The organism is Pandoraea pneumonica (assembly GCF_049918595.1).
GTDB lineage: Bacteria > Pseudomonadota > Gammaproteobacteria > Burkholderiales > Burkholderiaceae > Pandoraea > Pandoraea pneumonica_A.
Window position 1 is genome coordinate 867111 of sequence record NZ_JBNCRZ010000003.1, and the last position, 12158, is coordinate 879268.

Annotated in this window: 11 protein-coding genes; all 11 read right to left on the reverse strand. The window is 63.2% G+C overall.

Features of this window, described 5'->3' with window-relative positions; genetic code table 11:
* Positions 1–14: 14 nt before the first annotated feature.
* The 11 genes from ACPWR9_RS16420 to gsiB all read right to left on the reverse strand — a co-directional run bounded on the left by ACPWR9_RS16420 (position 15) and on the right by gsiB (position 12145).
* Positions 15–908, reverse strand: coding sequence for a carbohydrate ABC transporter permease (locus ACPWR9_RS16420; RefSeq protein WP_426299281.1), 894 nt, complete (start codon positions 906–908; stop codon positions 15–17).
* Positions 905–1780, reverse strand: a complete 876-nt coding sequence (locus ACPWR9_RS16425; RefSeq protein ID WP_150679041.1) for a carbohydrate ABC transporter permease — start codon at positions 1778–1780, stop codon at positions 905–907. The genes ACPWR9_RS16420 and ACPWR9_RS16425 overlap by 4 nt, the downstream gene beginning before the upstream one ends.
* A gap of 147 nt (positions 1781–1927) precedes the next feature.
* Positions 1928–3241 (reverse strand): ABC transporter substrate-binding protein, encoded by a 1314-nt coding sequence (locus ACPWR9_RS16430; protein WP_426299283.1) that lies wholly within the window; start codon positions 3239–3241, stop codon positions 1928–1930.
* Between the two features lie 59 nt (positions 3242–3300).
* Positions 3301–4500: an ABC transporter ATP-binding protein gene (locus ACPWR9_RS16435; protein WP_426299285.1), complete on the reverse strand. Its 1200-nt coding sequence runs from the start codon at positions 4498–4500 to the stop codon at positions 3301–3303.
* Positions 4501–4687: 187 nt separating this feature from the next.
* On the reverse strand, positions 4688–5557 hold the full coding sequence (locus tag ACPWR9_RS16440) for an alpha/beta hydrolase (protein ID WP_426299287.1): 870 nt from the start codon (positions 5555–5557) through the stop codon (positions 4688–4690).
* A gap of 2 nt (positions 5558–5559) precedes the next feature.
* Positions 5560–6441 carry a DUF4118 domain-containing protein gene (locus ACPWR9_RS16445; RefSeq protein WP_426299289.1) on the reverse strand — a complete coding sequence of 294 codons (882 nt, stop codon included), beginning with the start codon at positions 6439–6441 and terminating at the stop codon, positions 5560–5562.
* Positions 6442–6590: 149 nt separating this feature from the next.
* A complete protein-coding gene (locus tag ACPWR9_RS16450; RefSeq protein ID WP_426299291.1) occupies positions 6591–7409 on the reverse strand; it encodes a M55 family metallopeptidase in 819 nt (272 codons plus the stop codon).
* Between the two features lie 62 nt (positions 7410–7471).
* Positions 7472–8593: a P1 family peptidase gene (locus ACPWR9_RS16455; protein WP_426299292.1), complete on the reverse strand. Its 1122-nt coding sequence runs from the start codon at positions 8591–8593 to the stop codon at positions 7472–7474.
* Between the two features lie 19 nt (positions 8594–8612).
* On the reverse strand, positions 8613–9518 hold the full coding sequence (gene gsiD / locus ACPWR9_RS16460) for a glutathione ABC transporter permease GsiD (RefSeq protein WP_426299294.1): 906 nt from the start codon (positions 9516–9518) through the stop codon (positions 8613–8615).
* A gap of 10 nt (positions 9519–9528) precedes the next feature.
* Positions 9529–10449, reverse strand: coding sequence for a glutathione ABC transporter permease GsiC (gene gsiC, locus ACPWR9_RS16465; RefSeq protein ID WP_426299296.1), 921 nt, complete (start codon positions 10447–10449; stop codon positions 9529–9531).
* Between the two features lie 136 nt (positions 10450–10585).
* Complete coding sequence (gene gsiB / locus ACPWR9_RS16470) at positions 10586–12145, reverse strand: glutathione ABC transporter substrate-binding protein GsiB (RefSeq protein ID WP_426299298.1); 1560 nt, start codon at positions 12143–12145, stop codon at positions 10586–10588.
* Positions 12146–12158: the final 13 nt, after the last annotated feature.

Below are 12158 nucleotides of genomic sequence, written 5' to 3' on the forward strand. Positions count from 1 at the left end.
TTTGCTTTGTGGGCTCAGCGAATGCCCGCGCGCATGAACGACTGCACGAACTGCCGCTGAAATAGCAGAAAGGCAATAAACAGCGGCGCGGCGGTCATCAGGGTTGCCGCAGTAATTAGCGACCAGTCGATGCCCTGATCGGTCGACGAGAACACTTGCAGGCCCACGGTGAGCGGGCGCGTCTCGACCGAGTTCGTCACGATCAGCGGCCAGAGAAAATTGTTCCAGTGATGGCTGATCGATACCAGCGCATACGCCACGTACACCGGGCGCGCCAGCGGCACATACACGCGCCACAACACCTGCCACGCGTTCGCGCCTTCCACGCGCGCCGCGTCGTCGAGTTCTTTTGGCACGGTCTTGAACGCCTGACGCAGCAAGAAGATGCCGAACGCCGACGCGAAGTACGGCAGCGCGATGCCGAGAATCGAATCACGCAGTCCCATCCACGCGATCGTGCGGTAGTTCTCCACGATCAGCACATCGGGCATCACCATCAACTGCAACAGCACGATCATGAAAGCGACTTCGCTGCCACGGAACGTGAAGCGGGCGAACGCGTAGGCGGCGAGCGTGGCGAGCACCAATTGCGCCGCCAGAATCACCGTGACCAGCACGAACGTATTGATGAGGTATCGACCAAACGGCGCCGCCTGCCACGCATGCACGAAATTATCGAGCGTGAGCGGTGCCGACAGCGAGAATCGCGTGGCATAGGCCGACGGGTGAAACGCGCTCCATAGCGCATAAAGCAACGGCAACAACCAGAGCAGGCCGAGCAGCCACGCACCGGCGATATCGACAAAGCGCGTGTCGCCGGTCGCCGAAAACGCGGGCAATGCCGCACGCGGCTGTCGCCCGTTGGCGGCGGAATCGAGAGGACGCAGAGGCTGGGCAGGTGTCGTCATTGGTAGTGCGTGCGCGAATCGAGCAGACGGAATTTCACGAAGGCGACTATGGCCAGCAGGGTGAGCAACACCACGGTGAGCGCCGCCGCGTACGACGTGTCCCAGAAGCTGAACGCCACTTGATAGATGTAGTACAGCAGCAATTGCGTCGCGTTATCGGGCCCGCCGCGCGTCATCACCACGATGTGATCGACCAGCCGGAATGCATTGATCACCGCATTGATCACGACGAACACTGTCGTGGGCATGAGCAGCGGCCATTGCACACGACGGAAGAACTGCCAGCGCGACGCCCCTTCGAGCGCCGCCGCTTCGGCCAGCGTCGGCGAAATTTGTTGCAGCGCCGCCAGATAAAAGATCATGAAGAACCCAGCTTCCTTCCAGATCGTCACGATCATCAGCGCGGGGAGCGCCGTGCCGGGCTGGCCGAGCCAGTTGTAATCGCTGCCGCCGAACGCCTGCGAAATCTGCGCGATCAGCCCGTATTGCGGCGTGTAGAAGAAGAGCCAGATGTTCGCCACGGCGATCATCGGCAAGATCGCCGGGGTGAAGTACGCGAGTCGCAACAACGCGCGGCCCGGCACCTGCCGATGCACCCAAAGCGCCATCGCAATTGAGATCGCAATCGCGACCGGCACGGTCACCAGCGCGAACAGCACGTTGTTGCGCAACGCCTGCCAGAACACCGGGTCGTCGAGCAACAGTTGATAGTTCTCCGCCCCCACATACACCGACGGCGCCCCTGCACGTGCGGTCGAAAAAAAGCTATGCCACAAGGTGGCCACCGCGGGGTAGTGCGTGAAGGCGACGAGCAGCACCAGCGCCGGTAACAGCAGCAGCCAGGGCACCCACGAGGAGGAAGTACGGTTCATCGACGGTCCATCGATTCGGCACTCGGGACCGGACACCCCCGCACACCATGACTTCGATGTGCTGCCGGTGTGTCGCGGCCCCGCATTTTCAACAAGACAACTAGACGCTCAATGCATCAGCCATGCATTAGCGGGCACTCGCGAGCATTAACGCGAATACGCACGCAAGATGCGATCCGACTCGCGCTGCGCATCGTCAAGCGCCTGCTTCGGCGTCTTCGTGCCCGTGAGCGCGGCTTGCAGCGCGTCGTTGAGGGCTTTGGTCACGCGCTGATTGTCGTGCGTCGAGAACTCGGCCACGCTGCTGCCAAGCTGATCGCGCGCGACGGCCGCGGCGGGCACCTTCTGCACGTATTGCTTCATCGCCGGGGTCTCCCACGCGGCCGGCGTCACCGCCACGTAGCCCGTGTCGATACCGAACTGCGCCGCACGCTCCGGCGTGGTGGCCCACTTGATGAACGTCATCGCGGCCTGCTTCTCTTCCGGCGTGCTCTTCTTGAACACGTAGAAGTTGCCGCCGCCGGTCGGGCTGCCGCCACGCACCTTTGCGGGCATCTTGCCCACGCCGAACGGGAACGTGGCGTTGGTGCGGATATTGGTCAGGTTGCCGGTGGTCGTGTAGATGATCGCGGCCTTCTTCTCGAGGAAGTCCTTCGGCGTGGTGCCCCACTCGATCGACCCGGTCGGCATGGCCTTGTACTTGGTGGCGAGATCGACCCAGTACTGAAGCGATTCGACCGCTTGCGGCGCGTTCAGGAACGTCTTGTTGCCCGACGCGTTCATCAGCTCGATACCCGCCGGCGTAGTGAACGCCTGGAACAGCCAGTAGCCGAAGCCTGTCGACGGCACCTTGATCCCCCACTGCGTCACGTTGCCCGACGCGTCGCGCTTGGTCAGCTTCTGCGCGTAGGTGGCAAGTTCTTCCCAGTTGGCGGGCGCGCGGTCCGGATCGAGACCGGCTTCGCGGAACAGGTCCTTGTTCCAGTACATCACGATGGTCGAACGCTGGAACGGCACGCCCCACGTGTGGCCGTTGATGCGCGAGTTCATCATCAGCGCCGGGTAGAAGCCGTCGAGCCACTGCTTATCGGCCGGCGTGCTGGCGATGCTGTCGATCGGCACCACAGCGTCTTCGTCGATGAGCGTGAAGACGTCGGCGGCGGCGAGCACGGCCAGTTGCGGCGGCGTACCGGCCTTGGCAGCCGTCAGCGCCTTGACCACGGAATCTTGATAGGTCCCGGCGTAGACCGGCTTGACCTTGATGTTCGGATGATCTTTCTCGAAGTCGGCGACCAGATCGTTAATGATCTTCGTCACCGGGCCGCCGACGGCCACCGGGTAGTAGAACGTCAGTTCGACCGGCTTTTGTTGCGCCATGGCCGGGTTGGCCATGGTGCCTATCGTGCCGATCGCCAGCGCGGCACAACCTGCCGCAAACGTTTTCAGAATCGTGCGTCGCATGTCGCTTGGTTCCCCATGAAAGCGTGGTGGTGTGACTCGTTGTTTTGTGGTGCGCTCTGTCAGGCGTGTTGTATCGCCGTGGCGGTCACGGTGGCTTGCGGCATCGGCGGCACCGGTGACGTCGGGTTCGTGTCGTGCGGCGTGGCAGCGAGCGTTGCATGAACCACATCGGCGGCGTGGAGCCCCGTCACCGTGGGCAATTCCGCACGCAAGCCCGTCTCGGCATCGAACAGATGTTGTTCGGCGGCATCCCATTGCAAGCCGATCGCATCGCCCGGTGCGAATGGCCGGTGCCCCGGCACGCGGGTCGCAATCTCGCCTGCCGCGCCTAACGTGCAGGCCACCAGCGTGTCAGCCCCGAGATATTCGACAGCGCTCACCATAGCGAGCACCGCACCCACTGCCGTCGGCGGCACGGCACAAACATGTTCCGGACGCAGGCCCAGCAGTGCGCTGTCGCGCGTGCCCGCCGAGGCGAGTGCCGGGCCGGTTTGCCCTGCGGGGACCAACGCATCGCCATGACGCACCAGTTGCAGCAGTTGCATCGGCGGCGTGCCGATGAAGCTCGCGGCAAAGCGGGTAGCGGGGGCGGTGTAGAGGGTTTGCGGTGCACCCGCCTGTTCGATGCGGCCGTCGCGCAGCAGCACGACCTGGTCGGCCATGCTCATCGCTTCCGTCTGATCGTGCGTGACGTACACGAGCGTCATGCCGAGCTCTTGTTGCAGCGCGCGAATCTCGCGGCGCATTTCTTGACGTAATTGCGCGTCGAGGTTCGAAAGCGGCTCGTCCATCAGACACACCGACGTCTCGGCAATCACTGCGCGGCCCAGCGCCACACGTTGTTGCTGACCACCGGAGAGTTGCGAAGGCTTGCGATCGAGATAAGGCGCGAGGCCGAGCAGGTCGGCCACACGCGCGAGGCGTTGCGGATAGTCGCGTGCAGGCTCGCCACGTACGCGCAGGCCGAAGAGCAAGTTCTCGCGCACAGAAAGATGCGGGAACAGCGCGTACGACTGGAACACCATCGAGAGCTTGCGGCGTGCGGGCGGCAAGCCGGTGACATCAGTGCCGCCGAGCAGAATGCGCCCCGTGCTCGGCGTCTCAAGCCCGGCGATCATGCGCAGCAGCGTCGATTTACCGCAACCCGACGGGCCGAGCAGCACCACCAGCGAACCGGCCTCGGCCGAAAAACTCACATCGCGCAGGGCATGTGCATCGCCCCACTGCTTACTCACGGATTCGATGACGAGCGAAGACATGGCCAGATATGCCGCAGCCCTAACGGGCGCCGGGGAATCGTAAAACCCCGACCATAACCGGCCATCGATGGCAGTTTGATGACATGTCATAACCCTAGTATTGCCAAGGATTAGACGTGCCGAGATATCAGGGAACCGGTCAGGTGACCGGATACCCTGTCATAAACAATGGGAGAAAAGTGGCGATTTAAGCCGCAGCTTGACGGCGCTTGGCGCGCAGCAGCGCCTTGGAGATGATGCGCGTCTCGGACGAGGCGGCACCGGTGCGGCGTGCGACGGCTTCGCGGAAGAAACGGCGCGTCTCGTCGGCGACGGTCTCGCGCTCGTTGTCCATCGTGAGGATGTGATAGCTCTCGCCGAGCAGACACTTCTGCTTCACTTCCGACGACACGCCGTTGTAGACGATGCGTGCGTTGTGCGGGCTCGACGTATCGTCGTCGACTGCGTGAATGATCAGGCAATCCGCCGTCACACGATCAAGCCGTTCACGCACATGGGCCGCGAGACGGCGCGCGTGGTACAGGTGTGCGAGCGGCAGCGAGGCGGAACCAATTTCCGACGCGTCGTGCTGCGACATCGACTTGGCCACACGGGCGCGCAACGCTTCGTTCTTCAGCCCGTACGGTGCCTTCTCGTGATAGCGATAGCGGTTCCGGAACGGCGTATGGAACACCAGATCGATCAACGGGTAGTACCAAGGGATGGTCCAGCCGTCGTACACGAGCGTGACCGCAAGCAACGACAGTGCCGTGACATCCGGCTCCTCCTGCGCCACGGCAAGGCTCAGCGTGGCACCGATACACAACCCGCACAGCGACACGGTTTCGTGCGTCTCGCGCAGTTCGCGATATTTGGCCCGCGCGGCAGCTACCCACGAGCGCCAGTCGCTGCAAGGCGCGCCGAGTCCGTAGCCTTCGATGTGCGGCACCGAGACCGTATAGCCCTCGCGATGCAAAGCCCGTGCGACGGGACGCATTTCCAGCGGCGTGCTCGACAGCCCCGGCAGCAGAAGCACCGCGTGTTCGCCGCCTTTGTAAAAAATATTTTCTTGAAACATGATCAGGTTCCGCCCGAGACGACCGGCGTCTCGATGACTTCGCGTGCGTTGGCGGCAGGCGTGAACGTATGCAACGGAGTGACCGAACGCACGGCCGGCCCCGAATGCAGACGCAGGATGACGTAGGTGCCGAGGTGCGCCTGGAAGTATTGCAACTCGCAAGCAAACATCTCGTAGCCGCCATCGCGGCTCAGCATGCGCAGATTGTGTGCGCCGTGTTGCGGGCGCGGCGCGTCGGGATTGAACAACCCCGCCAGACGCTGCGCATCTTCGGGATGCAGCAATGCCCGCAGACCGTCGCGCTTCACAATCTCGGGCGTGACACCGGTCGCCTTGCGGAAATGCTCGTCGATGAATTCGTAATGCGTGGTCGGGTTCGCCAGATAAAAAATCGTATCGAGATGCTTCGTCAGATACGTCATCAGCGCGTTGCCCAACTGCACCGAGTCTGACAGCACCATGCGCTCGTTCTCGGCACGCAACAGCATCTCGTAGCGCGTTTGGGCGACTTCGGCGATCAGTTCCGCCCGGTACTGGGCGCGGCGCAGGCGTTCGATGAGCACCACCGCCAGCGGCGTGACCGTGAGGAAGCCGGTGACGATCATCACGTCGCGACGGTCGAGCATCGCGATATCGCGAAACGGCGGCACGAAGAAGAAATCGAAGATGGGGATGCTGATGACCATCGCCATGAGCGCCGGACCGAGCCCCCACACGAATTCGACGATGATGACAGCGCAAGCGAAGAAGATACCCGGCATCGAGTGATCGAGCACCGGATGCAACAGGCTGCGAAAGAGAAACGCAGCAAATACCACCATCAATGCCCCGACATAGCGCTTGGCGCCGGGCTCCGCCCAACGTCGGGCGTTTCTGATATCCATGATTCCCCGTCGGTCATGGCCGACGCTCAACAATCCACAGGTGTAACGCGGCGGGTTCACCTGTTACAAAATATTACGGATTATCGCACGTCACCCATCGGGCGTCGGCTGTCCCAAACCCTAACCCAGTGGCATGGCAACAACACCCCTTAGCGCAGCATCGACGACATCGCGGAGAGGCAGTTGAGCATGCGCACGGCAGCTTCCACCGTGGGGGCCGTGAATTGCAGTGTCACGCCGTCGACACGCTCCAGCGTGGGCCATTGGCAGAACAGATCGGCCAGCGCCGTGGTCTGGGCTTGGACACGCACCTCCACCGGCGCTTCGACCTGATAAGGATGCCATTTGCGCGGATCGGCCAACGCCTCTTTGGCCGCCTGACGAATCAGCTCGCACGACTCATGTGGGTTGAGTGTCATGCCGCTGCCCTGCCCCCAGGCCGCCTTCGTCTGCACGAAACGCACGTGGGGGAAGATCAGTTGCGTCTCGTCGCAGAACACGTCGTCGCCGCTGGCCATCACTACCGGCACACCGCGCTCGCCCGCCAGTGCCCCGTACAACCGGGCCTCGCTGGCTTCCTCACCCGCCAGCCAGACGCGCGCGAACGCAAAGCTGTTGATGGTGTGGGCAAGAATGCCCGCGCTCTGGGCTTTGCCGTGGTAACCGACCATGAAAATGGCGTCGCAGCCCGCTTCCACGCCCGCCACCATGCCCAAATAACGCGGCTTGCCCAGCACCAGACGGGCGCGCGGATCGAGTTCGTCGGGCAGCAGATTCCGAAAGCCGCCATGCGAGTCGTTGACCATCACTTCGGTCGCACCGCCTTCGAACGCGCCGATGACGGCGGCATTCGCCTCTTGCGTCATCCAACGGCGCGCACGCTCGTATTCGCCGTTCCCAGCGCGGGTTTGTTCGGGATGGAAGACGCCGGCGACGCCCTCGATATCGGTGGAGATGAGGATTCGCATGATGTCAGAAAGGTGAATTTCGAGAGCCGCGGCTCATTCGGGCAATACGAGGCCGTCGCACCTCAGAATGCCGCCCAGTCGGGCAGCACGTCGGCAAGCGCGCGGCGCACGTGTCCGTTGCGCCCAAGCACCGATTCGGCGGCAAAGAGCGCGTGCAGGATGGCCTGCTCGGTGGCGTCGGCGGTTGCCTGAAAAATGGGATCGAGCAAGTGATCGGGCACCAGTGCGGCGGGTGCGACGCGACCAAGGGCGTCATGCGCCACGGTGTAGCCGGTGGTAAAGGCCAGCGCGACGTCGCCGCTGCCGTGCCCATAAACGGACCCCGTTCGGGCCAGTCCGGCGCCCGTGCGCGTGGCGACGCGGCGCAATTGGCGCGCGTCGAGCGGTGCGTCGGTGGCGACCAGCATGATGATCGAGCCACGCTCGGGGGCCACGCTCTGCTCAGGCTGCGCCAGACGTTCGTCGAGCACCGCGCCAACGTGGTGACCGGCAATCGTCAGTTGCGATGGGCGGCCGAAGTTGGACAGCACCAGCACGCCGACGGTAAAGGTGGCACCCGCCGTCTCGATCACGCGCGACGCCGAGCCGATACCGCCCTTCAGACCGAAGCTCGACATGCCGCGCCCGGCACCGACGGCCCCTTGCGCGAACTCGGTTGAGGCATTGGCCAGCGCTTGCGCATAGTGGTCTTCGGTCACTGCGAACGCCTGCATATCGTTCAGATAGCCGTCGTTGCATTCAAACACCGCCGGGTTGAGTGACGGCGCGCCGCGCCCGATCGTCGGGTTCGCCTCGATGGCAGCACGCAACTGCCCGAGGACGACATGGCTCACGGAGAACGTATTGGTCAGGGCGATGGGCGCTTCGATCACGCCCAGCTCGTCGATCTGCATCAGACCGACGCTCTTGCCGAAGCCGTTGATGACGGCAGCCGCCGCCGGAATCTTGGCGTGGAAGGGGTCCCATGCAATGTCGGGGACCGGGCCAGGCGCCACGCCTGCGATGCCCTGCGCGGGTGTCGGGCAAACCACCGTCACCCCGGTCTGAATCGACGCCTCGGCGAGCGTGACATGCCCGACGAACACGCCGGGCACATCGGTAATGGCATCGCGCGGGCCAGCCGGCAGAAGCCCGACGTGCGGCGCGCCGAACGAAGTTTCGCGCGAGTCTGGCATCTGCGTCATGACAAGCCCTGTCGAATGCTCAGTGTCGGTCGAGTTTCGGGTCGAGCGCGTCGCGCAGGCCGTCGCCGAGCAGGTTGAACGCGAGCACGGTCAGGAAGATGGCCAGGCTCGGGAAGATTGCGATGTGCGGTGCGTTGACCATATCGGCACGCGCCTCGTTGAGCATGGCGCCCCACTCCGGCGTAGGCGGTTGCGCGCCCAGACCGAGGAACGACAGACTCGCGGCGGTGATGATCGACGTGCCGATACGCATCGAGAAGTACACCACAATCGACGACACCGTGCCCGGCAGGATGTGCCGCATGATGATCGTCCAGTCCGACGCGCCGATCGAGCGCGCGGCTTCGATGTAGGTCATGTGCTTGAGCACGAGCGTGTTGCCGCGCACCAGCCGCGCGAACGCCGGGATCGAGAAAATCGCCACGGCGACAATCACGTTGACCATGCCGTTACCCAGCACCGCCACCACGCCGATGGCCAGCAAGATGCCCGGAAATGCAAACAGCACGTCGGAGATACGCATCACGATGCGATCCCACCAGCCTTCGTAATACCCAGCCAGCAAACCGAGCACCGTGCCGATGATTGCGCCGATGGCCACCGAGCCGAAGCCCGCCGCCAACGAGATGCGCGTACCGACCAGCACGCGGCTAAAGATATCGCGCCCGAGCGAATCGACGCCGAACCAGTGTTTCGACGACGGACCGGCATTCAGTGCGTCGTAATCGAAGAAGTTCTCCGGATCGAACGGCACCAGATGCGGCGCGAGAATCGCGATGATGACGAGCAGCAGCACGAAACCACCGGCGACGAGCGCGATGTGCTGCTTCCTGAACTTGCGCCAGAACTCGCGCCACGGGGTGCGCACGCGATTGGCGTTGGCCGTAGCGGCCGGGGTTGCAGTCGTAGGTTGACCCGCGTTCATTTTGCGTGCCTCACTTGTAGCGAATGGTCGGGTTGATGACGGCGTACAGCACGTCGACCACGAGGTTGATCAGAATGAACTCGAGCGAGAACAACAGCACCAGCGCCTGAATCACGGGGTAGTCGCGCATCTCGACCGAATCGACCAGCAGGCGCCCGAGGCCCGGCCAGTTGAACACCACCTCGACGACGATCGAGCCGCCGAGCAGAAAACCGAATTGCAACCCCATCATCGTGACGACGGGAATCATGGCGTTGCGCAGCGCGTGCTTGAACACCACGCGCATCTCGTTCAGGCCCTTCGCGCGCGCCGTACGCACGAAGTCTTCATGCAGCACTTCGACGAAGGCCGAACGGGTAAAGCGAGCCATCACGGCGGCCACGGCCGCGCCCAGCGTGATCGAGGGCAGGATGTAGCTCTTCCACGAATCGGCGCCCATGGTGGGCAGCCAGCCAAGTTGCACCGAGAACACTTGCATGAGCAGCATGCCCATGGCGAACGCGGGGAACGAGATGCCCGAGACGGCGAGCGTCATACCCAACCGGTCGGGCCAGCGATTACGCCACACGGCCGATGCCACGCCGATACCCATGCCGATCACCACCGACCAGACCATGCTGATGAGCGTGAGCCACAGCGTGGGCAAGAAGCGACTACCGATCTCTTCCGACACCGGTTGCTTGCTGCGCATCGACAGGCCAAAGTCGCCGCGCACCGCGTGCGTAATGAAGTGGGTGAATTGATACAGCAGCGGCTTGTCGAGGCCGAGATCCTGACGCACCAGCGCCACGGTCGCCTCGTCTGCCTGCGGGCCGGCCGCCAGACGCGCCGGATCGCCCGGCAACATATGCACGAAGCCGAACACCAGCACCGCCACGATCAGTAGCGTGGGGATCAGGCCGAGCAGGCGTTTGAAAAAGTAATTGAGCATCGCAGTCTTGCCGAACGTCTTACCAAACCATGTCTGTCTCGCGGCGCCCGGTGGCACATGGCCCGCCGATTCGCCGGTTAGACCGCGCCGCCACTCAGCGAGCGGCGGCGCGGGTACTTCCGTCCTGCTGTACGGCTTACTTCATCGAAATATCGGTGAAGTTGAACGAGCCGTCGGGCATGGTGTACACGCCGCTCAGGTTCTTGTTACGTGCGTACAGCAGCTTTTCCGTCACGAGGAACGCCCACGGCGCATCGTTCCAGATCTTCTGTTGCGCATCGGTGTACAGCTTGGCCTTCTCGGCGCGGTCGGTCGTGAGCAGCGCCTTGTTGAAGTCGGCATCCACCGCATCGTTCTTGTAGTACGCCGTGTTGAACAGCTTCGGCGGGAACGATTCCGAGGACAGCAGCGGACGCAGCGCCCAGTCGGCTTCACCCGTCGACGACGACCAGCCCACGTAGTACATGCGCACCGGGGCCTTGTCGGGATCCGGGGCCGACTCGACCAGCTCGACACGCTGACCGGCTTCGAGCGCGCGCACTTGCGCCTTGATGCCGACCTGCGCCAATTGCTGCTGCACGAACTGGATCACCTTCTGCGCGGTGGTGAACGTGTACGCCGACCACAGGGTGGTCTCGAAACCGTTCGGGTAACCGGCTTCCTTGAGCAGTTCCTTCGCCTTGGCCGGGTTGTACGGCCACGGGCCGGTCTTCGTCGCGTAGTCCACGCCTTGCGGCACCACCCCTTCAGCCGGCGTGGCGTAGCCCGAGAAGGCCACCTTCACCAGCGCTTCCTTGTTGATGGCGTAGTTGATGGCCTGACGCACACGCACGTCGTCGAACGGCTTTTGCTTCGTGTTGAAGCTCACGTAGCGCTGAATGATCGACGGGCCGGCGATCACGTCGACCTTGCCGCTCGCCTTCAGACCGTCAGCCTGTTCGTACGGCACAGGGAAGGCAAAGCCGGCTTCGCCGGTCTGCATCACGGCAGCGCGCGTGTTGTTGTCGACCACCGGCTTGAAGGTGATCGTGTCGACCTTCGGATAGCCCTTCTTCCAGTAGCCGTCGAACTTCTTCACCTTCACGTAATCGGTGCGGTTCCATTCGACGAACTCGAACGGGCCCGTGCCGACCGGGTGCGAGGCAATGTCCTTGCCGTACTTCTTCAGGGCTTCAGGCGAGATGATCACGGCCGACGGGTGAGCCAGCGTGTTGATGAACGGCGAGAACGGCTCTTTGAGCGTGAACTTCACCGTGTGCGCATCGACCGCTTCCGTCTTGGCGATTTCCTTGTACAGGTTGTAGCGCTTGAGCTTGTTGTCCGGGTTCGTCACACGGTCGAAGTTCGCCTTCACAGCGGCGGCGTCGAAGGTCGTGCCGTCCTGGAACTTCACGCCCGACTTGAGCTTGATCGTGTAGACGAGGCCATCAGGCGAGACCGTGTAGCTATCGGCCAGCACGTTGATGAGCTTCATGTCCTTATCGAAGCCGAACATGCCTTCGTAGAACGACTTGGCGACGGCCTGCGACAGCGTGTCGTTGGCGTCGTAAGGATCCATCGTCGTGAAGGTCGATTGCACGGCCATCACGACATCCTTGGCGGCAAACGCCGGAGCTGCGCCGAGCACGGCGGACGCCACGGCGACGGACGCGAGCGCGGTTTTCCAACGAGCGCCCAGCAAAGCGGTTTTCGACATCTGGCTTTCTCCT